The sequence below is a fragment of the Allobosea sp. genome (genome assembly GCF_017308015.1).
GTDB lineage: Bacteria > Pseudomonadota > Alphaproteobacteria > Rhizobiales > Beijerinckiaceae > Allobosea.
The window spans coordinates 47,218-70,790 of the sequence record NZ_JAFKFW010000015.1 but is presented as its reverse complement, the minus strand read 5'-3'; the positions used below and the strand labels follow the sequence as shown (position 1 = coordinate 70,790).

Annotated in this window: 21 protein-coding genes; 9 read left to right on the top strand and 12 right to left on the bottom strand. The window is 66.8% G+C overall.

The genetic code is table 11. From position 1 onward, the window contains the following. Nucleotides 1-66: 66 nt before the first annotated feature. The 3 genes from J0I42_RS14085 to J0I42_RS14075 all read left to right on the top strand — a co-directional run bounded on the left by J0I42_RS14085 (nt 67) and on the right by J0I42_RS14075 (nt 4,005). Nucleotides 67-750 (top strand): phosphoribosylanthranilate isomerase, encoded by a 684-nt coding sequence (locus tag J0I42_RS14085; RefSeq protein WP_291655631.1) that lies wholly within the window; start codon nt 67-69, stop codon nt 748-750. Then, nucleotides 747-1,964 (top strand): tryptophan synthase subunit beta, encoded by a 1,218-nt coding sequence (trpB, locus tag J0I42_RS14080; RefSeq protein ID WP_291655630.1) that lies wholly within the window; start codon nt 747-749, stop codon nt 1,962-1,964. Before J0I42_RS14085 ends, trpB begins: the two co-directional genes overlap by 4 nt. Before the next feature lie 124 nt (nt 1,965-2,088). Then, nucleotides 2,089-4,005, top strand: a complete 1,917-nt coding sequence (locus J0I42_RS14075) for a glycosyltransferase family 2 protein (protein WP_291655628.1) — start codon at nt 2,089-2,091, stop codon at nt 4,003-4,005. Here J0I42_RS14075 and J0I42_RS14070 read toward each other — a convergent pair. From J0I42_RS14070 to J0I42_RS14040, 7 genes are all read right to left on the bottom strand, one after another. Continuing rightward, nucleotides 3,950-4,546: an SCO family protein gene (locus J0I42_RS14070; protein ID WP_291655626.1), complete on the bottom strand. Its 597-nt coding sequence runs from the start codon at nt 4,544-4,546 to the stop codon at nt 3,950-3,952. The genes J0I42_RS14075 and J0I42_RS14070 overlap by 56 nt on opposite strands. A 93-nt stretch (nt 4,547-4,639) precedes the next feature. Next, nucleotides 4,640-4,816 (bottom strand): hypothetical protein, encoded by a 177-nt coding sequence (locus tag J0I42_RS14065; protein ID WP_156367053.1) that lies wholly within the window; start codon nt 4,814-4,816, stop codon nt 4,640-4,642. Between the two features lie 108 nt (nt 4,817-4,924). Next, nucleotides 4,925-6,358 (bottom strand): amidohydrolase family protein, encoded by a 1,434-nt coding sequence (locus tag J0I42_RS14060; RefSeq protein ID WP_291655622.1) that lies wholly within the window; start codon nt 6,356-6,358, stop codon nt 4,925-4,927. A 73-nt stretch (nt 6,359-6,431) separates the two neighbouring features. Then, on the bottom strand, nt 6,432-8,021 hold the full coding sequence (locus J0I42_RS14055) for an ABC transporter substrate-binding protein (RefSeq protein WP_291655621.1): 1,590 nt from the start codon (nt 8,019-8,021) through the stop codon (nt 6,432-6,434). 42 nt (nt 8,022-8,063) lie between these two features. Beyond that, the gene (locus J0I42_RS14050) at nt 8,064-8,987 is read right to left on the bottom strand and encodes an ABC transporter permease (RefSeq protein ID WP_291655620.1); all 924 of its coding nucleotides are present in this window, start codon (nt 8,985-8,987) and stop codon (nt 8,064-8,066) included. Next, nucleotides 8,987-9,928: an ABC transporter permease gene (locus tag J0I42_RS14045; protein ID WP_291655619.1), complete on the bottom strand. Its 942-nt coding sequence runs from the start codon at nt 9,926-9,928 to the stop codon at nt 8,987-8,989. Before J0I42_RS14045 ends, J0I42_RS14050 begins: the two co-directional genes overlap by 1 nt. 15 nt (nt 9,929-9,943) lie before the next feature. Further along, nucleotides 9,944-11,566: an amidohydrolase gene (locus tag J0I42_RS14040; RefSeq protein WP_291655618.1), complete on the bottom strand. Its 1,623-nt coding sequence runs from the start codon at nt 11,564-11,566 to the stop codon at nt 9,944-9,946. Nucleotides 11,567-11,910: 344 nt separating this feature from the next. Here J0I42_RS14040 and J0I42_RS14035 point away from each other — a divergent pair, with 344 nt between their 5' ends. The 6 genes from J0I42_RS14035 (at nt 11,911) to J0I42_RS14010 (ending at nt 18,922) form a co-directional block, all read left to right on the top strand. Further along, nucleotides 11,911-12,489 (top strand): cupin domain-containing protein, encoded by a 579-nt coding sequence (locus J0I42_RS14035; protein ID WP_291655617.1) that lies wholly within the window; start codon nt 11,911-11,913, stop codon nt 12,487-12,489. A gap of 132 nt (nt 12,490-12,621) precedes the next feature. Then, nucleotides 12,622-13,485: a helix-turn-helix transcriptional regulator gene (locus J0I42_RS14030; RefSeq protein ID WP_291655615.1), complete on the top strand. Its 864-nt coding sequence runs from the start codon at nt 12,622-12,624 to the stop codon at nt 13,483-13,485. 164 nt (nt 13,486-13,649) lie between these two features. Further along, nucleotides 13,650-15,848 carry a TonB-dependent siderophore receptor gene (locus J0I42_RS14025; RefSeq protein ID WP_291655614.1) on the top strand — a complete coding sequence of 733 codons (2,199 nt, stop codon included), beginning with the start codon at nt 13,650-13,652 and terminating at the stop codon, nt 15,846-15,848. A gap of 7 nt (nt 15,849-15,855) precedes the next feature. Beyond that, nucleotides 15,856-16,695 carry an alpha/beta hydrolase gene (locus tag J0I42_RS14020; RefSeq protein ID WP_291655612.1) on the top strand — a complete coding sequence of 280 codons (840 nt, stop codon included), beginning with the start codon at nt 15,856-15,858 and terminating at the stop codon, nt 16,693-16,695. After that, nucleotides 16,692-17,804: an ABC transporter substrate-binding protein gene (locus J0I42_RS14015; protein WP_291655611.1), complete on the top strand. Its 1,113-nt coding sequence runs from the start codon at nt 16,692-16,694 to the stop codon at nt 17,802-17,804. The genes J0I42_RS14020 and J0I42_RS14015 overlap by 4 nt, the downstream gene beginning before the upstream one ends. 11 nt (nt 17,805-17,815) lie before the next feature. Continuing rightward, nucleotides 17,816-18,922, top strand: a complete 1,107-nt coding sequence (locus tag J0I42_RS14010) for a siderophore-interacting protein (protein ID WP_291655610.1) — start codon at nt 17,816-17,818, stop codon at nt 18,920-18,922. Here J0I42_RS14010 and tam read toward each other — a convergent pair whose 3' ends face one another. From tam to J0I42_RS13985, 5 genes are read right to left on the bottom strand one after another with little or no spacing between them, the layout of a single operon-like run. Further along, nucleotides 18,923-19,708, bottom strand: a complete 786-nt coding sequence (tam, locus tag J0I42_RS14005; RefSeq protein WP_291655608.1) for a trans-aconitate 2-methyltransferase — start codon at nt 19,706-19,708, stop codon at nt 18,923-18,925. Nucleotides 19,709-19,761: 53 nt separating this feature from the next. Beyond that, nucleotides 19,762-20,556, bottom strand: a complete 795-nt coding sequence (locus J0I42_RS14000; RefSeq protein WP_291655606.1) for a class I SAM-dependent methyltransferase — start codon at nt 20,554-20,556, stop codon at nt 19,762-19,764. Nucleotides 20,557-20,559: 3 nt separating this feature from the next. Further along, nucleotides 20,560-21,345, bottom strand: a complete 786-nt coding sequence (locus J0I42_RS13995) for an ABC transporter ATP-binding protein (RefSeq protein ID WP_291655605.1) — start codon at nt 21,343-21,345, stop codon at nt 20,560-20,562. Between the two features lie 3 nt (nt 21,346-21,348). Beyond that, a complete protein-coding gene (locus J0I42_RS13990; protein WP_291655604.1) occupies nt 21,349-22,410 on the bottom strand; it encodes a FecCD family ABC transporter permease in 1,062 nt (353 codons plus the stop codon). Nucleotides 22,411-22,427: 17 nt separating this feature from the next. Continuing rightward, nucleotides 22,428-23,564, bottom strand: coding sequence for an ABC transporter substrate-binding protein (locus tag J0I42_RS13985; protein ID WP_291655603.1), 1,137 nt, complete (start codon nt 23,562-23,564; stop codon nt 22,428-22,430). Between the last annotated feature and the right edge of the window lie 9 nt (nt 23,565-23,573).

Genomic DNA, 23,573 nt, shown 5'->3' with positions numbered 1-23,573 from the left:
CTTCCTTCGCCATCATGTCGCAAGTACGGCATGCGCCCGCGAACGGACCGTGCTAAACGCCGGGCCATGTCCAATGGTTCGCCCTTCCTGATCAAGATCTGCGGCCTCTCGACGCCCGAGACGCTGGAGGCTGCGCTCGCGGCCGGCGCCGACATGATCGGGCTCAATTTCCACCCGAAGAGCCCGCGCTACGTGCCGCCGGGACGCGCCAGGGAATTGGCGGCAATCGCGCGCGGCAAAACGGAAATCGTCGCGCTGGTCGTCGACTGGAGCGCGCAAAGGGCAGCGGAACTCGCTGCGGAACTCAAGCCAGACTGGTTCCAGTTCCATGGCAGGGAAACGCCCGAACAGACGACCGCCCTGCGCCGTGCCGTGGGGCGACCGGTAATGAAGGCGCTTGGCATCGCGACGGGCGAGGACCTCGAGGCGGTCGCAGGCTATCGCAATGCCGCCGATCTCATCCTGCTGGACGCCAAGCCGCCGAAGGACGCGACCTTTCCCGGCGGGCACGGCAAGACCTTCGACTGGGGCCTGCTCGCCAGCCTCGACCCTTCCCAGCGCTTCATGCTATCGGGCGGGCTCGATCCGGCGAATGTCGCGCAGGCCATCGGCATCACGAAGCCGGCGGGCGTCGATGTCTCCTCGGGCGTCGAAAGCGCGCCGGGGGTCAAGGATCCCGACCGGATCGCAAAATTCATCGCATCGGCCCGCAAGGCCGCCGCGGCACTGCAAGAAGGTTTGACGGCATGAACGCCCCCTCGACCCCGAACAGCTATCGCAACGGCCCCGACGAGAACGGCCGCTTCGGCCTGTTCGGCGGCCGCTTCGTCGCCGAGACGCTGATGCCGCTGATCCTCGAGCTGGAAGAGGCCTACAAAGCCGCCAAGGCCGACCCGGCCTATCACGCCGAGATGACCAGCGGGCTGAAGCACTATGTCGGCCGCCCCTCGCCGCTCTATTTCGCCGAGCGCCTGACCGACCATTTCAACGGCGCCAAGATCTACCTGAAGCGCGAGGAGCTGAACCATACCGGTTCCCACAAGGTGAACAACGTGCTCGGCCAGATCCTGCTGGCGCGGCGCATGGGCAAGAAGCGCATCATCGCCGAGACCGGCGCCGGCCAGCACGGCGTCGCGACCGCGACGCTCTGCGCCCGCTACGGCCTGGAATGCATCGTCTACATGGGCGCGGTCGACGTCGCCCGGCAGGCGCCGAACGTCTTCCGAATGCAGATGCTCGGCGCCACGGTCGTGCCGGTCGAGTCCGGTACGAAGACGCTCAAGGACGCGATGAACGAGGCGCTGCGCGACTGGGTGACCAATGTCGCGACGACCTTCTACTGCATCGGCACGGTCGCCGGCCCCCATCCCTATCCGGCAATGGTGCGCGATTTCCAGTCGATCATCGGCAAGGAGACCCGGGAGCAGATGCAGGAGGCCGAAGGCCGCCTGCCGGATTCGCTCATCGCATGCATCGGCGGCGGCTCGAACGCGATGGGGCTGTTCCACCCCTTCCTCGACGACTCCTCGGTCGAGATCTACGGCGTCGAGGCCGCCGGCCATGGCATCGCAAGCGGGCTGCATGCGGCCTCGCTGACCGGCGGGCGCCCCGGCGTGCTGCACGGCAACCGCACCTTCCTGCTGATGGACGATGACGGGCAGATCAAGGATGCCCATTCGATCTCAGCGGGGCTCGACTATCCCGGTATCGGCCCGGAGCATTCCTGGCTGCATGACATCGGCCGGGCGACCTATCTCTCCGCCACCGACGAGGAGGCGCTGGAGGCGTTCCAGCTGATCTCGCGGCTGGAAGGTATTATTCCGGCGCTGGAATCCGCGCATGCGCTCGCCCGCGTCGCCGATCTCGCTCCGCAGAAGCCGAAAGATCATCTGATGGTGGTCAATCTCTCCGGTCGCGGTGACAAGGATATCCCGCAGGTCGCGGAGATCCTGGCGGCGCGCTGACGCCCGGGCCGCCACGCCCAAAGTTCTAGGCGGCCCCTCTCGACTTCCGCTACGTCAACGACAACCATGGGCTGCCTCCGGCGCATCCGCACCGGGCATTGTTGCGTGGAGCGGGGCCGGGCCATTGGGGGGCGACGGTAACGACGACATCCCGGTCGAAGTCCGGACCGGTATAGCCGGCCTGCCGGTCGAACTCGCCTTCCTGATGCGGCATGGCCTCGAACCTTCGCGCCTCGTCGATGCGGCCACCAGATCGACGCGCAACCGCAGCGAGCCCGTCCGCGAGGCGATCGCGCTCGCGCTGATCGACGAAACCAGCTTCTACCGCGCGCTGGCCATCGAGATGGAGCTGGCTTTCCTGCCGGAGCCGCCGAGCCTGCAAGCGGGCGGCGGCCACGATGCGATCCTGCGCGCGGGCATCGCGCCAACCAACGACGACGGGTGTTTCCGTTTCATCCTCGCGCCCCAAGGCATGGCCCTGCGGCGGATGCTCGAAGCCGGACCGCGCAACCGCCGCGATATCGCGGTAACGACCCCGCGCCGCTTCGCCGAAGCCCTGCGTCACAGCAATGCAGACACGCTCGCAGAGCAGGCCGCCGGTCTCGACTCCGCCGGACTTGCACGCGACAGCGCCCGGACCGGCGCCAGCCGGGGCCAGGTGATCGCTACCGGCTGCGGCGTCGCCGTTGCCGCGCTCGGCAGCATCTTCGCCCCGCTCGAAACCTTCTTCGGGCTCGCGCTGCTGCTCGGACCGCTCTTCCTCGGCCTGATCCTGCTGCGGCTCGCGGCCTCGATCGAGCGCACCGCGCCCGACCTCTGGCGCAGCCATCGCTGGCGGATCGACGACGCCCGCCTGCCCGTCTACACGGTGGCGGTGCCGCTCTATCGGGAGCTGGCCGTACTCCGGCAGTTGACCGATGCGCTCGACGCGCTCGACTACCCCCCGGCCAAGCTCGATATCCGCCTGCTGATCGAAGCCGACGACAGCGCCATGCGCAATGCGCTGGCGCAAATGACGCTGCCTGCGCATTTCTCAGTGACCATTGTCCCGCCCGGCATGCCGCGCACCAAGCCGCGTGCGCTGAACCTGGCGTTGCTCGAAGCGCGCGGCGCGCTCTTCACGATCTTCGACGCCGAGGATATCCCCGATCCGCAGCAGTTGCGCATGGCGGCGGCGCGCTTCCTCGGCGGCCCCAAGGAGCTTGGCTGCCTGCAGGCGAGACTCGTGATCGACCATGCCGAGGAGGGCGTGCTGCCCGGCCTGTTCGCGCTCGAATATGCCGGGCTGTTCGAGGTGCTCAATCCCGGCCTGCTGCAGTTCCAGTTGCCGATCATGCTGGGCGGCACATCGAACCATTTCCGCACGGAGGCGCTGCGCATCGTGGGCGGCTGGGATGCCTGGAACGTCACCGAGGATGCCGATCTCGGCTTCCGGCTGGTGCGCGCGGGCTATCGCATCGGCGACCTGCCCTCGAACACCCGCGAAGAGGCGCCGGTTTCGATCCTCGCCTGGCTCAAGCAGCGCTCGCGCTGGATCAAAGGCTATATCCAGACGCTGGTGACGCATTCGCGTGCGCCCTTGCGGCTGGTGCGCGAAGCCGGCTTCGCTGCAACCTTCGCCTTCCTGTCGCTTGTCTTCGGCACCGTCGCGACGGCGTTGGGCTATCCGGCCTTCGCCGTCGCCGCCCTGATCTCCTATTGGGACGGCTCGCTCTTGGAGCCGGTCGGCACCGCCGCGACGCTGACCTCGATCATCGCGCTCGGCGTCTGGTTGCTCGGCAGCGTCGCGCTGTTCGCGCCGCCGATCGTCGGTGCGCTGCGCCGGGGCTCACCGGGCCTGCTCCTGCTCGTGCCGCTGCTGCCGCTCTATTATGCGCTGGTCTCCATCGCCGCCTGGATGGCGCTCTACGACTATTTCAACCGCCGCTTCGCCTGGAACAAGACGGAGCACGGGCTGGCGCGCCGGCGCGCGCCGATCGCGGAACCTACGAATGGCGCAGCCATTCCGCTGCCGCCTGAGCCGGAGGCTGCTCGATATTGAAGGCGCCGACGAACGAGCCGTCCTTGCCCATCAGATAGACCAGTGCCGTATGGTCCATCGTGTAGTCGCCGTCCTTCAGCGGAACCTTCCTGGCATAGGCGCGATAGGCCTTGATGACGGCGTCGATCGCCGGCCGGTCGCCGCTCAGGCCGACGATGCGGGAATCGAAGGAGCCGAGATAGCTCTTCATCGCGTCCGGCGTATCCCGCTCGGGATCGACCGTGATGAACAGGGCCTTCAGCCCCTTCGCCTTGGCGCCGTCGCCGGCCGCGCGCAAAACCTCCGAAATCTCGAAGAGCTTGGTCGGGCAGATGTCAGGGCAATGGGTGAAGCCGAAGAATACCAGGAAGGGCGAACCCTTCAGATCGGCATCGGAGAGCGGCTTGCCCTCCTGCGTCGTCAGCGTGAAGGGGCCACCGACGCTGGCCGTGCCGCTGCCACCGCCCTGGCGGCCGGGCGAGAAGGTCAGGATCGCGGCGGCGGCGAGCGCGAGCGCCCCGGCCAGGAAGACGACGAGGGGCAGGACGAGACGACGGTTCACGGATCAATTCCCAGCAGGCGGCGCGAGCCGCGATAGATCATTTTCCGTGCATCGGCCGGTCCGAAAACCGGTTCCCGCTTTTTGGGCCGATGCCTAGAAACAGGCCACGATGGCGGCGATCAGCCCGTCGGTGAACAGCCGGTCACCTTCGCGCCACCAGAGCAGCAGGCCGGTGAGGAACAGGGCGAAGAAGCCTCCGCCGATCAGCATGAGGCCAAGACGGCTCGAAGAGCCGGCCTCTGTCTGCGTTGTCTCGTCTGCCTGCGACATGGGCACAACCTATCGCCGGATCACGCCGTCCGAAAGCGGGCGGCGTGACGCAGGGGCTCACGATGCAGCGATGCGCGCCCCTGAATGGGGCGCATCGTCGGCGGCTGCTTACTTCACCGGGAAGGTCAGCGGCGAATAGTCCGTCACCGGGCGCTTGATCCAGTCATTGCCCGGCGCGGCCGCTTCCGTCCGCTTCTGGCCTTCGTGGAGACGCAAGGCCGCGGCAGGATAGTCCATGGTCAGCACGGTGCCGTCGCGAACGACGAGCTTGCCGTCGACATAGACGCGGTCGACGGCGCGTTCGGCGGCGGCATAGACCATGCTGCGCACGGGGTCGCGGCGCGGCTGCATCATCGGATGCTCGAGGTCGACCATGACGAGGTCGGCCTTGCAGCCGGCTTCGAGTCGGCCGATGTCGTCGCGGCCGAGCGCGGCGGCACCAGCCGTGGTCGCGGCCTCGAAGATGTCTGTGGTGGTGAGCGTCCGCGGGTTCTCCGCCATCAGCCGGGCGACATAGCCGACATGGCGCATCTCCTCGAGCATGTTGTGCGGATAGGTGTCGGTACCCATGCCGATCCGGACACCGGCACGGCGATAGCGTCCGAAATCGTCGAGCGCGATGCCTCGGCGCATGAAGACAGTCGGGCAATGGGCGACGACCGTATCGGTCTCGGCGAGCAGCGCGAGATCGCGGCGGCTGTGCCAGCCGAGGCGCGGATAGTCGTCCAGGAAGATCCCGTGGCCGACGATGCTCGTCTTGCCGAGCACACCGAGCTTCTCCAGCCACTGGATCGGGGTGATGCCATGGCGGCGGGTGATCTCGTGGAACTCGACCGTCGACTGGGCGGCGTGGATCTGCCAGGGCAGATTGCGGCGCTTCGCTTCGGCGTGGCTGTCCTTGATAAGGCCTTCGCTGCAGGTATCGATCTGCGCCGGGCAGACCATGCCGAAGAGCCGGCCGGAGGGGTGCTTCTGCGCCTTCTCGATGACGTCGAAGGCGGTTGCCATGGCCTCGGCGCCGGCCTTCTCGTCCCATTCATATTCGACGACATGGCCGTTCTTGGTGTACCAGCGGGCCGAGCGGAACATCGGCGAGACGCAGACGCGCAGGCCGCTATTCGCTGCGAGGTCGAGCCAGCCGGGATGCGCGACCGAGAGATCGGCGAGCGTGGTGACACCGGAGAGCAGCAGTTCGGAATAGGAGACCCGCACGCAGTCCGGCACGGTCTCGGCATCGGGCCGCAGGATCGGCATGAACTCGTAAAGCGACGAATTGTAGAGCGCCGGCGAGCCGAGCTCGTCGAGGAAGCCCTTGTTCAGCGCCTCGCTGGACGGATGCGAATGGATATTCACGAGGCCGGGCATGACCATGCGCCCGCTGCCGTCGACGGTCTCGTCGGCCTGCCCTTCGTAGCGAGGCCCGACATAGCGCAGCGTGCCGTCCTCGAATGCGACATCGGCTCCGTGCAGATAGACGTGTCGGGAGGCTTCCGCATCCCAGGCGACAACGATGTCGGCATTCCTGATGACCGTGATCGTCATGGTGTTTTCCCTCCCCCGCAGGCGTCGTGCAGAAACGTGCCGCGCGGTTCTCGCCGCGCGGCACCGGTGAAGCCTAGCGCTTCAGCTTGAGATCGAGCCCCTTGTAGAGGCCGGCTCCATAGAGGCCGTGAGCACGCGCGCCCTCGACCCGGTCGGTCGCGACGACCCAGAGCGGCTGAGAGACCAGCGGCACCCAGACATTCGCCTCGGTGAGCTGGGTCTGGACCTCGGCCAGGGCCTGCTTGCGCTTGTCGGCGTCCGTGGCGGTCGCCGCGGACTTGAGCAGCTCGTCCGTCTTGGGGTCTTTCCAGTTCATCCGGTTCGGCGTCGGAACCTGCTGGCTGCGGAAGTAGAGGCTCATCGCCTCCGTCGCCGTCACATAGGGATAGGACATCAGGAAGGCGTCGAATTCCTGCGTCGCCAGCTTGCCCCAGGCGACGGTCGCGTCCCAGAGCTGGATCTTCATGTCGATGCCGACCTTGCGCAGGTCCGCCTGCATCGCCTCGGAAATCCGCGGGTTGGAATCGTTGCGGATGCCGTAGACGGTGAAGGTCGCCTTCTGGCCGTCCTTCTCGCGGATGCCGTCGGCACCCGGCTTCCAGCCGGCCTCGTCCAGCAGCTTGGCAGCGCCGGCGGGGTCGTATTTCGGCATCTTGTCGGCTGACGACTTGTCGTAGTCGAGCACGGCCGGGTTCAGCAGCGAGGGCAGGGTCTGCCCCTTGCCGAAGAAGATCGCCTTGGCGATCGCCTCCTTGTTGGTCGCCATGTTGGCGGCCTGCCGGATGACCTTGTCCTTCGCGACGGGCTTGTCGACCTTGAAGCCCATGAAGACGTCGTAGATGTAGTTTTCCTGCCGCTGCACCGTCATGCCCGGGATGCGCTGCATCGTGTCGAGCGCGATATAGGGCATGTAATAGGTCACGTCCGCCTGCTTGGCCTGAATCGCCGCCATCAGCGTGTTCGACTCGGGGATGACCTTCCAGACGATCTCGTCGATCTGCGGCTTCGGGTCCTTGTAGATCGGCGGGCCCCACGAATAATGCGGGTTCTTCTTGAGCACCAGCTCCTGGCGCGGGGTCCATTTCGACCAGCAATAGGGGCCGGTGCCGTTGAAGCCCTGAACACCGAAATTCGGCCCGAGCTTTTCGACCGTGTTCTTGTCGACCACCGAGGCGAAGGACAAGGCGAGCTGGAACATCAGATCGCTATAGGGTTCCTTCAGCTCATAGATCAGCGTGGAATCGCCATCGACACGGATATCCTTGACCGGGCCGGCGCGGAAGGAGACAGGCGACTTGCTGGCCGGGTCGATCCAGCGCTTCAGCGAGTAGACGACATCGTCGACCGTCATCGGCCGGCCGTCGCAGAACTTGACGTCCTTGCGCAGCTTGAAGGTGTAGGTCATGCCGTCCGGCGAGATCGTCCAGCTCTCGGCGAGGCCGGGCTTGATCGTCTTCATGTCGAAATCGACCGTCACCAGCGTGTCGGCCAGCATGTACATGACCTCGGCCGCCGCCGTCGCGGTCGAGCGGATCGGATCGTAATTGTCGGCATCGATGATGCGCAGGATCGAGAGCGGCGCCTTCTGCTGGGCGACGGCCGGCACAGCCGCGAAGGTCGCGGCGGCCGCGCCCGCGAGAAGCAGAGTTGACAGTTTCAGCATCGAGCAAATCCCCTTTTCACGCTTCTTGGTTGATATCGGCTGCTATTTGCGCAGCTTCGGATCGAGGGCGTCCCGCAGGGAGTCGCCGAGTACGTTGAAGGCGAGCACGACCGCGAAGATCACCAGGCTCGGCAGGACCGAGACATGCGGCGCGAAGAACAGGAAGTTGCGGCCATCCGCCGCCATGGCGCCAAGTTCGGCCGTCGGCGGCTGGGCGCCGAGACCGAGGAAGGACAGCGCCGCGCCGAGCAGGATCACCTGGCCGAAGCGCAGGGTGACGAAGACAAAGATTGCCGAGAGGCAGTTCGGCAGGACATAGCGGATGATGATGCGCAGGTCGCTCAGGCCGAGCGAGCGTGCAGCCTCGATATAGCCCTGCTGCAGCACGACCAGCGCCGAGCCGCGGACCACGCGGGCCATCAGCGGCACCGTCGCGATCGTCAGCGCGATGATCACCGCCGGCAGGCCCGGCCCGAAGATCGCGGCAATAGCCAGCCCGAACAGGATCGCGGGGAAGGACAGGAGGATGTCCATGAACCGCATCAGCACGCCCGATGCCTTCGGATAATAGGCCGCGGCGAAACCGATGACGCCGCCGATCGTGCAGCCGAAGGCGACAGAGGCGAGACCCATCAGCAAGCTCGTGCGCAGACCGAACAGCAGGCGCGTGATCATGCTGCGACCCTGCCCATCGGTGCCGAGCAGGCCCATTTCGCCCGGCGGCTTCAGGGTGTTGGCGAGATCGTTGCCGAAGGGATCGGTCGGTGCGAGCCAGGGCGCGAAGGTCGCACAGAGGATGGCGAGGACGACGAGCGCCAACGCGACACAGGAGCCGACATCGGAGAGGAGCATCCGGAAGACGGTCTTCCGGCGGACCGGCGCGGCCGCGGCGACGCTCACGGCGGCCTCGACGGTCTTGGCGCCGGGCTGGAGCGCATTGCGTTCGAGCTTCATGGGGGAGCTCATCAGGTGCCCCTCACGCGCGGGTCGAGCACGGCATAGAGGACGTCCACCGCGAGATTGACCAGGATGAAGCCGAGCGAGAGCATGATGATCGTGCCCTGCGCCATCGGCAGATCGCTCGACAGGATGGCGCCCACCGCGAGCCGGCCGATGCCCGGCCAGGAGAACACGGTCTCGGTGACGACGGCGCCGCCGAGCAGGAAGCCGATCTGCAGGCCGATCAGCGTGACGACCGGGACGAGCGCATTGCGCAGGGTGTGGCGCAGCACGACCCTGCTCTCACTGAGCCCCTTGGCGCGGGCGGTGCGGACATGGTCGGCGCCGAGCTCGTCGAGCACGGAAGTGCGGGTCATGCGAGCGACCGGGCCGACGAAAACGCCGCCCAGCGTGATCGCCGGCAGGATGATCCCCTGCAGCCCCTCCCAGGTCCAGAGCGGGCCGGCGCGGCCGGTGAAGGGTAGGATCGGATAATAGAAGCCGAAGAGCCAGATCAGCCCGAGGCCGAGGAAGAAGACCGGCAGCGAGACACCGGCGACCGAGACCGCCATGATCGCGCGGTCGATCAGCGAGCCCCGATAATAGGCACCAACCGTGCCGAGGAACATGCCGAGCGGAATCGCCCAGACCAGCGAGGCCAGCATCAGCTCCAGCGTCGGGCCGATCGTGTTGGCGAGCTCCTGGGTAACCGGGACATTGTTGATGATGGAGACGCCGAGATCGCCCTGCGCCAGGCGCCCGATATAGATCGCGAACTGCTTCCAGAGCGGCTGGTTCAGCCCGAGTTCCTGGCGGATCGCCTCGACGACGTCCTGCGTCGCCATCGGGCCGGCGCGGACCTGCGCCGGATCGGTCGGCACCACCTGCATCAGCAGAAAGCCGATCAGCAGCACGCCGAGCAGGACCGGCAGGACCAGCAGCAGCCTTTGCAGCGTATGCTTGAGCATGAAGCGGCTCCCCGCCTATTGCGCGGCAGCCGCGAACTGGCCGTGACGGTCGAAGACGACCGCGCCGCCGAGCAGGGTCAGGTCGCAGCGTACATCGTTCTCGACCTCGCCGACGGGGATCGCGAAGATGTCGTGCGAGAGCACCGCGATATCGGCGAACTGGCCCGGCACGAGCCGGCCGAGCCTCTCCTCGGCGAACTGGGTATAGGCGCCGAGCAAGGTATAGGCGTGAACCGCCTCCTCCATGCTCAGCTTCTCGGCGCCGCCGATCTCGGTATGGCGCTTGGTCTGGCGGGTAACCATGGTGAAGAGGTTCTTGAACGGGTCGGTGGCGCAGACCGGAGCATCCGAGCTTGCCGCGGCATGCAGGCCGCCATCGAGCCATTTGCGCATCGGATAGGAGGCGCCGGCACGCTCTTCGCCGAGATTGATCACGTAGAGATCGCCGAATTCGTAGATGAAGGCCGGCTGCGGCACGGGGTCGATGCCGGCGGCGGCCATGCGGGCGAGCTGGCCGTCGGTGAGGAAGCCGCAATGCTCGATGCGGTGGCGCCGTCCCTTGATCGGATGCGCGGGGCTGTCCGCCTTCTCCATGCCGGAGAGAACCTGCTCGATCGCGGCATCACCGATCGCGTGGATCGCGAGCTGATAGCCGAGCTCGTGGTAGTGCCGGAGATAACGATGCATGTCGGCATCGGAATAGATGAAGATGCCGCGGTTATCGGGGTCGCCGACGAGGTAGGGCTCGCTCATCGCGGCGGTCAGACCGCCGGCACTACCGTCGCCGAAGACCTTCATCGCGCCGTAGCGCAGGAGGCCGGTCTCACGGCCGAAGCGGAAGCCCGCCGCATAGGCCTCGTCGCCGATACCGTCGGCATTGCCGTAGATGCAGACCCAGGTGCGGACCGGCAGGGTGCCGGCGCGCGCGACCTCTTCATAGGCCTCGATCTCGGCCATGCCCGCGCCCATGCCGACGCCGGCGTCCATCACACTGGTGAAGCCCTGCGAGAGCATGTAGTGCCCGGCCTTCTCGATCGCGGCCTTGAGCTCGGCCGCGCTCGGGCGCGGCATCGCCTGGACGACCAGGCGCATGGCGCTTTCGGCCAGGAGGCCGGTCAGCTTGTTGTCGCGGCGCTCGATCAGGCCGCCATCGGGGCTCGGGGTGTTATGGCCGATGCCGGCCGCCGTCATGGCGCGGCTGTTGACGACGCCGACATGGCCGCAGGTGCGCTTGATATAGACGGGATTATCCGGCGAGACGCGGTCAAGCTCCTCGGCCGTGGGATGGCGGGCCTCGGCCAGCTCGTTATGGTCGTAGCCGCGGCCGATGACCCATTCGCCCGGCTTCCTGCCCTTAACAGCCGCAGCGACGCGGCGCAGAATCTCGTCGATGCTGTTGACACCCTCCTCGGGGCGCAGGTTGACCTCGCTCATGGCGAGGCCAAGCGGCAGCAGATGCATATGCGCGTCATTCAGGCCGGGAATGGCGACGCGGCCGGCAAGGTCGACAACCTTCGTCACGGGGCCCTGCAAGGCGGCGATCTCGATAGCCGTGCCAGCAGCCAGGACCTTGCCATCCCGGATCGCCAACGCCTCCACGAAGCCTTCCGCCAAGCCGCAGAAGATGCGGCCATTCAACAAAACGGTCTCAGCATGCGTCATCGCCCGGATTACCCTGCTTTCCCTGTTGAATTCTCGCCGCGAGGCATTGGCGAGACGATAGTCTTCGGCAAGCATCTCCTGCCCCATGCACGCGGCAGCGCGCGTCCATGCGGTCGTATCGTATCGAATGGGGATTAGTCTGGACGGTGGGCTTCTAACGCCAAAACATGCCGCTCCGCCGGTTCCCCGTAACACCATTTTCTTGTTGGCTTTTCGTCAGCATTGCTCAGGATATTGAACATGGCAAGGGCCGCCGAGCAGGCGGCCCTGCGTAACGCGCAGGAAAGACAAGGCGCGCGGAATGGGGAAACGGAGCGACAATGAGCTTTGACGTCGGCGGAAGGCTGAAGGAGATCAGGGTCGCGGCCGGGCTTTCCCAACGCGAACTCGCGGCGCGCTCCGGCGTGACCCATAGCCTGATCTCGCTGATCGAGCAGAATCGGAACAGTCCCTCCGTCGCGTCGTTGCGCAAGATTCTCGACGGTATCCCGATGACGATGGTGAGTTTTTTTGACGAGCAACGGACACCGCGCGACAAGGTCTTCTTCGAGGCCTCGGACCTGCTGGACCTGACCTCGCGCCTTCATCAGGTCAATGGCGGAGAAAGCCGCGGTCAGATGTCCTTCCGCCAGGTCGGCGATGCCCAGGCCCATAATCTGCAGATTCTGCACGAATCCTACGAGGCCGGCGCCGATACCGGCATCGCCATGCTCAAGCATGATTCCCATGAGGGCGGGGTCGTGCTGGCCGGCGAGCTGGAGGTCACGGTCGGCGACCAGATCAAGGTGCTGAAGCCGGGCGATGCCTATCTCTTCGACAGCCGCATCCCGCATCGCTACCGCAATATCGGGACGGAACGCTGCATCGTCGTCAGCGCCTGCACGCCGCCCTATCTCTGACATGGCGGCGGCCCAGGTATGCCGGCACTTGCACCGCAATGCCTCTGAACCTTAGAATTCGTTTAAACTATTGATATTATTTGATTTTTATTGCATCTTCAGATAGAGCCACCTCTTCCCCCAGAGGTCGCGATGCAAGCCGGCTCCAGCTCAGTCCAGAAATCCGCGACGACCCTGGAGCTGTTCTCGCGCAATCTCTCGCTCTCGGCCGGCACGTTCGCGATTGAGGAAGGCCAGCGGATCGTCGGTCCGATGCGGCCCGGCCTCAAGGTCGCGGTCATGCTCGAGGGCCGGCAGGCGCTGGTGCTCGACGATCGCCCGGCCGTGCTGCTCGACGGGCCGACGATCCTCGTCGCGGCCAATGGCGGCGACCATACGCAGCAACGGACCGGCCTTGCCGACGGCGCGCTGCGCTGCGCGCTGATGCAGTTCGATTTCGATTTCGTCGCTCGCGAGTTCGGGCCGGATGTCGCCAAGGCCGCGCGCCTCGCCTGCTCCGACGATGCCGGCGTCTGGGTGCGCCCGGCCGACGCTCCGATCCGCTCGCTCGCACTGCAGATGGCGGAATGCCCGGTCGGCGAAGCCTTGCGCCCGCTCTATCTCGCCGGCAAGGCGCTGGAGCTCGGGGCGCTGGTGCTCGACCGGATGCTCGGCGAGCGACCTGTCCGCCCGGCACGGCTCGCTCCACGTCTGCGCGAGCAGGTCCACGCGGCACGCGATCGCCTGCTCGAAACCCTGCAGGAGCCTCTCAGCCTGGCGGAGCTGGCGCGCGAAAGCGGGCTCAACCCGACCAAACTCACCTCCGCCTTCCGGACCGAGTTCGGTGCCAGCGTCTTCGAGTATCTGCAGGAGCAGCGCCTGCAGCAGGCCTATGCACTGATCGCGAGCGGAGAGGCCAGCGTAGCCGTCGCCGCCTTCCAGGTCGGCTACAGCCCGGCCCACTTCTCGGGGCTGTTCCGCAAGCGTTTCGGCATCGCCCCGAGCGCCCTGCGCTGATTCAGGCGATGAATCAGCCCTCTGGTTCTTGCTTGGACGCATTCGAAACGCGACCGAAAGAAATACTGCCGCGATCGAAAGCCAAGCGCGTTGCCGGCCCCGCTGCCTTCCTGAAAGAACCCCGGAGACGAGGGCGCGCAGGCGCCAGGGGCAGGATTACGGGTATGATCGGGATCAACAGCAGCAATCGCGCGATGGGACGGGCCGGCGTGGCCCTGGCCGCGCTCATCGCAGCCGGCGCCGGCTCGGCTCTGGCGCAGAACGCCCCGGCGCCCCAGGCCGGCGCCGCGGCCGCGATCGGCCTCGACACGATCGAGGTTCAGGGCGAGCGCGCCGGCGGCCCGGTCAACGGCTATGTCGCCCGGCGCAGCGACACCGCAACCAAGACCGATACGCCGCTGATGGAAACGCCGCAGTCGGTCACCGTCGTCACCCGCGACCAGATGGACGATCAGGGCGCGCAGAATGTCAGCCAGGCGCTGCGCTATACCGCCGGCGTGCTCGGCGAGACCCGCCTCTCGATGGGCCGCTATGACAGCGTCTTCATCCGCGGTTTCGGTGGCTCGGGCGGCTCGGCCGGCTTCGTCAACAATCTCGACGGCCTGCGCTACCAGCGCGGCATCAACTTCCTGGTTCCGACCTACGAATCCTGGGGGCTGGAACGGGTCGAGGTGCTGCGCGGTCCGTCCTCCGTGGTGTTCGGCCAGGTGAAGCCCGGTGGCATCGTCAACATGGTCAGCAAGCGGCCGAAGGAGGAGCGGCACGGCGAGGTGCAGTTCCAGCTCGGCAGCCACAACCGGGCCCAGATGGCCTTCGATATCGGCGGACCGGTCAACCCGGAGAAGACCTGGCTCTACCGTGTCGTCGGGCTCGGCCGGGCCGCCGACACGCAGGTCGACCATACCCGCGAAGAGCGCATCTTCATTGCCCCCTCGCTCACCTACCGACCGAACGGAGCGACCACCTTCACCTTGATGGCCTCGTTCCAGCGCGATCCGGAAACCGGATTCTACGGCTTCATCCCGGCTGTCGGCACCGTCCTGCCAAGCCGGGCCGGGCGCATCCGCAGCGAGTTTTTCCCGGGTGAGCCGAATTTCGAGGGCTATAGCCGCAACCAGGCCAATCTCGGCTACGCCTTCGAGCACCGCTTCAACGACATCTTCACCTTCCGCCAGAACGTCCGCATCTCCGATCTCGAATCGCGCAATCGCACGGTCGCGGTTGGCGGCATCGCGGCCGACCAGAAGACGCTGACGCGCCGTGCAACGATCTCGAACGAACGTGCCCGCACCGCCGGCATCGACAACCAGCTCCAGGCCGATTTCCGCACCGGCCCGCTGAGCCACAAGGTCCTGTTCGGCGTCGACGGCTACTGGACCGACGCCAAGGCCGCCACCGGCGCCGGCGGCACGGTGCAGTCGCTCGACTTCACCAATCCGGTCTACGGGCGCCTGCCCTTCGTCCTGCCCGTCGTGCCGAGCACCACGCAGACGACTGCCCAGTACGGCATCTACCTGCAGGACCAGATCAAGCTCGACCGGCTCTCGCTCCTCGTCGGCGGCCGCTTCGACCGGGCCGAGGCCCGCACCCGCGCGCTGACGACCGGCATCCTGACCAAGCAGGACGACACGGCGCGGACCGGCCGCGTCGCGCTGATGTACAATTTCGACAACGGCTTCGCGCCCTACGCCAGCTATTCGACCTCATTCGAGCCGCAAGCCGGCACGGCCTTCGGCGGCACCCCGTTCAAGCCGACAGAGGGCGAGCAATACGAGGCCGGGTTCAAATACGAACTGCCGGGCACCAATGCCTTCATGCAGGCTGCGGTCTATCAATTGACCCAGAGCAACGTCACGACGACGGACCTCGCGCACCCGACCTTCCAGATCCAGACCGGCGAGATCCGGGCGCGGGGCGTCGAGGTCGAGGCGCGTGCGACCGTGTTCGACAATCTCGATCTCATCGCGGCCTATACCTATACCGATGCCGAGGTGACCAAGAGCAACGGCGTCGACCTGCACAAGCGCCCGCCGGTCGTGCCGCGCCACACCGCGGCGCTCTGGGCGCATTACACCTTCCGGACGGGGATGCTTTCGGGCCTCGGGCTCGGCGCCGGCGTGCGCTATATCGGCGGCGGCGCAGGCGACCCCGGCAACACGTTCTTCACGTCGGACTACGCGCTGGTCGATGCCGCGATCAGCTACGATCTCGCAGCCGCCAATCCTGCGCTCAAGGGCTGGAAGGTAAAGGTCAACGCCCAGAACCTGTTCGACAAGGAGTATATCTCCGGCTGCTATGGCACGACGCAGTGCTCCTTCGGCCTGCGCCGCACCGTGCTTGCGACGCTGTCCTATCGCTGGTGACGCGACGATGCAGCCGGAAAGCCGTGCCAACCTCACATTCGACCCCGTTACGCTGCCGCAGGCCTGGCAGCGTGACTTCGAAGCACGGGACGGTTCGCGCTACAGGCTGCTGATCTCCGTGCCGGAAGGCCCCGCTCCGGCGCGGGGCTTTCCCGTGCTCGTTCTGGTCGACGGCCACGCGCTGTTCCCGGTCGCGGCCACGGCAGCCCGGTTGCAGGCGCAACGTCCGGAGGCGACCGGGGTCGGACCTGCCGTGGTCATCGGCATCGGCTATCCCGACGGGCGGCCCTTCGATGCCGAACGGCGCCAGCGCGACCTCCTGCCCGTGCCCGATGGAGCCGACCGCTTCCTCGATACGATCGTCGAGGAGGTGCTGCCGGCGGTCGCAGGGATCGCGCCGCTTGATCCGTGCCGCCGCGCTCTCGCCGGCCATTCCTATGGCGGGTTGTTCGTACTGCACGCGCTGTTCGCCCGGCCAGGCCTGTTCGAAGCCCATGTCGCCGGCAGCCCTTCGATCTGGTGGCAGGACCATGCCATCCTCGCGAGCGAGGAAGCATTCCGCCGCGGCGGCTTGGCTCCGGCCGGACGTCTCCTGATCACGGTCGGCAGCCACGAGCAGGCCCCCATCCTCGCCGTCACGGCGCAAAGGGCCCAGCGGCTGGCGCGGGCGCGGATGCGCGACAATGCCGCCGAGATGGCCGAACGCCTGGCTGCTTCCGGTCGGATCGCCTGCGACTTCACCGAATTCCCCGGCGAAAACCATGTCTCGGTAATTCTGCCGATGCTCTCGCGCAGCGTGGCCTTCGCGCTCGCCGGCACGGCTCAGGACAAGGCGACTGCCGCATGATGCTCGACAGGCGCTCGCTGATCCTGGGCGGATTGAGCCTGCCGGTGCTGCCGGCCCTGGCTGCCAACCCAGTCGTGGCGACCGATGTGCTCGGCCGCACCGTCAAGCTCGCCGCGCCGGCGAAGCGGATCGTGCTGGCGCAGGGCCGCCAGCTCAATGCGCTCGGCCTGATCCATCCTGATCCGGTCAGCATCCTCGCCGGCTGGGGCAGCGATCTCGAACGGCAGAACCCGGACGGGCTCGCGCGCTATCGGGCGCGCTTCCCAGCCATCAGCAAGCTGCCGCTCGTCGGCGACGGCGGAACGGCCGCCGGCTTCTCGCTGGAGCAGGCAATCGCGCTCGGGCCCGATCTCGTCGTGCTCAGCAAATCGCTCGCCGGCACGCGCCGCGGTCCCGGCGATCTCGTCGAGAAGCTGGAAGGGGCCGGCATTCCCGTAGCGGTGGTCGATTTCTTCCTGGAGCCGCTGCGCGACACCGTGCCGAGCCTTCGGGCGCTGGGCATCCTCACCGGCCAGCAGGAACAGACCGAGCGATTGATCCGCTTCTACGAGGAGCGGATGACGCGGGTCGCCAGTCGGGTCGCCGGCGCAAAGCGCCCCTCCGTCTTCATCCATGCCCATGCCGGCGGCTACGATTGCTGCATGACGGCCGGACAGGGCACGTTCAACGAGTTCATCCAGGCCGCCGGCGGTCGCAATATCGCCGCCGCGATGCTGCCGGGAGCGACCGGGCAGATCGGGCTGGAGCAACTGATCGGCGCCGATCCGGATGTCTATGTCGCGACCGGCGGCACGCATCTCGCCAAACTCGGCGGGCTCGTACTCGGTCTTGGTGTGAGCGAGACGGATGCCGCCGCCAGCTTCGCCAAGCTCCTCGGCACGCCGTCGCTCAAGATGCTCAGCGCCATCGAGAAGCGCCGCGCCTTCGGCTTCTGGCACCTGTTCAACGACACCCCCCTGCATGTCGCCGCGATCGAGGTTCTCGCGAAATGGCTCCACCCGGAGCGCTTCGCCGATATCGATCCGGCCGCGACGCTTGCCGAGGGCGCCCGCTTCTCGGCGATCCCGCTCGACGGGACGCTCTGGATCACGGCAGCGCCCAAGCCCTGACGGAGACGATCATGCTGGCCACCTCGACCCGGATCGCACTCGCCAACCCCGCGAGCGTCCTGAAGCCGCTCTGCGAGCATCTCGTCGAGCATGAGGCTGTCATCACCGAGCAGGGCGGCACGACGCTCATCGCCCTCGACGGCAGCCACGCGCGGATCGAACTCACGACTGCCGCGCTCGATGTCCATGTCGAGGCGCCTGATCTCTCCACCCTGCTCGGGATGAAACGCGCCATCGCCAGCCATGTCATCGAATTCGCCCCGAAGGACGCAGCGCCCGAGATGCGCTGGACCGGCGACGGTACCGGCCCCGCCCTGCCGCCGGAGTTCCGCATCCTGACGGTCACCGGCGTCGAGCGGATCACGCCGCATATGGCCCGCATCCGCTTCACGGGCGAGAATCTCGCCCGCTACGACCATATCGACGCGCTGCATGTCCGCCTGTTCATCCCGCCAGTCGGCGTCACCGAGCCGAGCTGGCCGATGGTCGGCGATGACGGTCTGCTGCTGCCCGCGCCGGCAGAAACCAGGCCGCTGGTGCGGAAGTACACGATTCGCGAGATCGACGTCGCCAAAGGCACGCTCGCGCTCGATTTCGTGCTGCACGAGGATGCCGGCCCGGGCTCGGCCTTCGCCTTCCGGGCCAAGGCCGGCGACCGGATCGGCATGGCAGGTCCCGGCGGGCGCGGCCTCAAGCCAGCCGAGCGCTATGTCTTCCTCGCCGACGAGACCGGCCTGCCGGCGGTGGCGCGGATGCTGGAGAACCTGCCGGCCGAGGCCATGGGCCAAGTCTTCATCGAGGTCGCCGATGCCAGCGAGGAACAGCCCCTGCGCCACCCTGCCGGCATCTCGCTGACCTGGCTGCATCGTGGCGACGCCGCGCCGGGGAGCCTGTCGCTGCTGCAGGACGCCTTCGCGACGATCGACTGGCCGGCTGACGGCCCCGCGACCTATCTCTGGGCTGCCGCGGAGCACGCCGCGTTCAAGGCGATCCGGGCGGCTTCGCGGGGAAGGCTCAGGCCGGATCGCGACCAGAATCTCGTCGTCAGCTACTGGCGCGCCGGAGCCTCCGACGAGGAACATGTCGCTGCGAAGAAGGCTGAAGCCGCGAAGGCCTGATCAGCCCTCGCGCACCGCGACCACGAACAGGCGCGGGAAGCGCAACAGCACCTTCCCGTCGCTCTCGACCGGATAATGCGGCGCGATGCGCTCGAGATAGCGCGCGAGGAAGTCCTTCTGCTCCTCGGCCGTCAGACGGTCGAGATAGGGCTTCAGGCCGGTGCTCTTGAACCATTCGGCGATGGCTTCGAGATTGGCGAGCGCATGAACATAGGTCGTCTGCCAGATATCGACGCGGCAGCCGGCCTCGCCGAGCCAGCGCCGATAGTCGCCGAAGGAGCCGATCGTGGCGCGCTCGGCCTTGGCGTTCGCGAGCTTCTCCGCCCAGGGGCCATCGGCCGCGACCTCGCGCATAGCGACATGCGAGGGCTCGTTGAGATTGTTCGGCATCTGCACGGCAAGGCAGCCGCCAGATGTCAGCGAGCGTGCAAGGCGCGGGAACAGCGCGGCATGGTCCGGCAGCCATTGCAGCACGGCATTGGCGAAGATCACGTCGTAGCCCGTCGCATCCGACCAGCTGTTCACGTCGCCGAGGATGAAGGAGAGGTTGGGCAGGCGCTTCCTCGCCTTCTCCAGCATGTCCGGCGAGGAATCGAGGCCTTCATTGACCGCGCCGGGATAGCGGGCGGCGACCAGCTCCGTGCTGTTGCCGGGCCCGCAGCCGAGATCGATGCAGCGCCTGGGGTCGCTCAGCGGCACGCGCGCCAAGAGATCGATCGAGGGCCGCGTACGCTCGTCCTCGAAGCGCAGATATTGCGCGGCGTCCCAATCCGGCCTGGCGTTCATCGCTCGCTCCTGTCCCGCAACCCGCGCCGCGAGCAGCGGGCTATCGATTTCTTCTAGCGCGAAACGCCTGCGTCCGCAGGCTTGCGTGCGAGAAGGGCGAAACGGGTCGAGGAAGCCAGCCGGATCGCATCGTGCAGTGGCGCGGCGCGCTGCTGCTCGCGCACGACCTGATGGTAATCGGCAGAAACGATGTCAGTGAAGCCGGCGGCGGTCAGCATCGTCTCGAGCTGCTGGCGGCTCAGGCCGTCCTTGAAATAGAAGCGGCTGGTGATCGAGGCATGCGTGTCGGCATCGATCTGGTGGACGGCCGCACCGCGCTTCTCGCGCAGCCAGGTGCCGAAACGGTTGACCAGCGCCTGCCAGCGCGTGCGGTTGACCCAGTCGCCGTCGATCACCAGCAGGCGACCGCCGGGGCGCAGGACGCGGAACCATTCGCTCAGCGCCGCTTCCGGATCGGTCAGGGTCCAGACGAGATGGCGGGTGATGGCCGCGTCGTAGCTTTCATCCTCGTCGAGCAGGTGCTCGGCATCGCAAAGGCGGAAGCGGGCGGCCTTGCCGTGCTTGGCGCGGGCACGCTCCAGCATCGCCTCAGAGAAATCGAGCGCGGTGACGCGGTGGTTCAGCGAGAGCAGGGCGCGGGTGATTTCGCCAGTGCCGCAGGCGAGATCGAGCACGTCGAGCGGCTCCGAGCCGAAGGAATCGCCTATCAGGCGCTGGAAGGCCTTTAGTTCGCGGTCCGACTTGATCGCGTGGCCGAAGGAGAGATCGAAGCTCTCCGCCCGCGCCGACCAATAAGCGCGGATCTCTTCCTTCAGGGTGAAATTGTCATGCGTCGAGGGAGCGGACATGTGTCAGTGAACCTGGATATAGGGCTCGACGAGAAGCGTGCCGCGAGCCGAATGCTCCAGATGCACGCCGACGGCATATGTCTCCGAGACCGCCTCATGCGCAAGCACCGCGGCGGGCGCGCCGGCCTGCGCGATACGCCCTGAATTCATCACCAGCACCCGGTCGGCGAAGCGGGCAGCGAGCGAGAGATCGTGGATCGCCACCACGGTGACGATGTCGCGCCGGCGCGTCGCTTCGCGGATCGTCGCCATGACGTCGAGCTGGCGGCGCACGTCGAGCGCGCTGGTCGGCTCGTCCAGCAGCAGCACGTCGGGCTCGCGCACCAGCGCCTGGCCGATCGCGGCGAGCTGGCGCTGGCCGCCCGAGAGCGTGGCGATATCGCGCGAGGCGAAGGGCGCCAGACCAAGCTCCTCGATCACCGCCTCGACGGCACGGGTATCTTCGGGCGAGGCCGCGAGTGCATAGCCGCGATGCAGGCTCTTGCGGGCGAGCAGGATGATGTCGAAAACCGAGAGCGCCACGCGCGCGCCGGTATCCTGCGCGAGATAGAAGACCTTCCGGGCCCGCTCGCGCTGCGAAAGCTGCGACAGGTCATAGCCGTCGAGCGCGACCGTGCCGCGCTCGGGGCGCAGCAGGCCGGCAGCACAGCGGAACAGCGTCGACTTGCCGGAGCCGTTGGGGCCGACCAAAGCGGCAAGCTCGCCGCGCGGCAGGGCCTCGGTGCCGAGCCCCTGCAGGATCGGCGTCGGGCCATAGCGGAAGTCGAGATCGCGAAGCTGCAACGCCATGGCTCAGACTCCTCGTCCGCGAATGGACATGACCAGGCTGATGAAGAAGGGCACGCCGATCAGCGCCGTGATAATGCCGATCGGGTAGATCACGCCGGGCGTGATCACTTTCGAGACGGTGGAGGCGAGCGAGAGCAGCACGGCGCTCGCAATCGTCGCGACCGGCAGGAAGAAGCGCTGGTCCTCGCCGACGAGCAGCCGCGCGATATGCGGGCCGACCAGGCCGATGAAGCCGATGCCGCCGACGAAGGAGACCGAGACGGCGGCGAGCAGCGAGGTCGCGATCAGGATTTCCAGGCGCAGGCGGTCGACGCGGACGCCGAGGCTCTCGGCGCGCTCGTCACCGAGGCGCAAGGCGGTCAGCGCCCAGCCGCGCATCAGGAAGAACGGCAAAGCCAGCGCGATCAGGAGCGCGGCGACGCCTACCTTCTCCCAGCTGGCGCGGGCGAGGCTGCCCAGCGTCCAGAACACGATCTGGGTGAGCTGCACCTCGTTCGAGCGGTATTGCAGCAAGGCGGTGATGGCGTTGCAAGTGAAGAGCAGGGCGATGCCGACGAGGATCATCGTCTCGGCACTGACGCCGCGCAGCTTGGTCATGAAGAACAGGACAAGCGAGGCGGCCAGCGCGAAGACGAAGGCATTGGCCGTGACGATATAGGGGCCGGCACCGGGAATGACGCTCCAGCCGAAGACGATCGCCACGGAGGCGCCGACCGTCGCGGCGGCGGAGACGCCGAGCGTGAAGGGATCGGCCAGCGGGTTGGCGAGGATGGTCTGCATACCCGCGCCGCTGAGCCCTAACATGGCGCCGACAGCCATCGCCATCAGCGCGATCGGCAGGCGCAGGTCCCAGACGATGACGGACAGCCGCGGCGTGGCCGATTGCGGATCGACCAGCGTGCGCAGGACGTCGCCGAGCGGGAGGTTGCCGGGGCCGATCGAGACATCGAGAGCCAGCGCGACCGCGAGCGCGACGACGCCGAGCAGGACGAGCTTCAGCCGGCGCGCGTTGCGCCGGCGATAGTCCCCGGTGGCGGTTGCCGTCATGGACAGGGTCGCGGCCATCGTCGCTCAGGCCATCATCACTGGAGCTTGGCCCAGAACACGCCGGAATAGGGGATCGGCAGGAATTTCTCGTGGAATTCCCTGAAGACCGCCTCCGGATCGACGTCCTTGAACCGGTCCGGATAGAACTCCTTCGCCATGGCGAGCTCGGCGATGAAGTAATAGGGCATGTCGTAGAACTGGTGGTAGAAGGCCATGACCTTCTTGCCCTGGACGGCCTTGAGCTGCTGGAAGCCGGGCCGGTTCATCAGCGCCACCAATTGCTTCTGCACCTGCTCCGGCGTCGCATCATAGCCGAGGGCGACCGCGGTGCTGCCGGGATTGCTGCCATACCAGTTGGCGCCGGTGAGGAAATAGATATCCGGATTGTCGGCGAGCACCTTCTCCTGCGCGGCCTGCGCCTGGAAGGCGGTGAAAAACTGGCTGCCCCAGTTGCGCCCGCCAGCCTCCTCGATGAAGCGGCCGAAATTGAAGGGGCCGAAGGTGGCGCAGCACGGCAGCAGGCCCGCCGCGCGCTCGACGAAGACCATCGGCTTCTGCTTGTCGGGAATCGCGCCGACGCGGGCATAGATGCTGCGGGTCTGGCGCATGTAGTAGTCGGCGAAGGCGTTGGCCTCTTTCTCGCGGCCGAGGATGCGGCCGAGCAACTGCACGCTCGGCAGCACGTTCTGGGTCGGGTCCTGGCGGAAATCGACGAAGACCGTGGTGATGCCGGCCTTTTCGAGCTTGGCGAGCAGGCCCGTCTCCTGCGCCTTGAAGTAGTTGGAGAGGTCGAGGATGTAGACCTCGGTGCCGAGCGCGGCGATCTTCTCCATGCTGACATCGGCGGCATAGGGGTTGCCCATGTTCGCGACATCCTTCGCCTTCGGGAACCTGGCGAGGTACTTCTGCCAGGCGCCCGGATCATTCTCGATCAAGTCGTTGCCCCAGCCGACGACGCGCTTGAACGGGTCCTCGCGGTCCAGCATCGCCAGCGTATAGAGCTGGCGGCCCTCGCTCAGCACGATCTTCGAGGGGTCGCGCGTGACGTTGACGACGCGGCCGGCGAGATCGGTGACCTCGATCGTCTCGGCGGCAGCGACACCCCCAAACAGCACGGACGCACCGAATAGCACGGCGGAAGACAAGCGGGCAAACCAAAGGGGAGCGGGCATCGGAAAAGT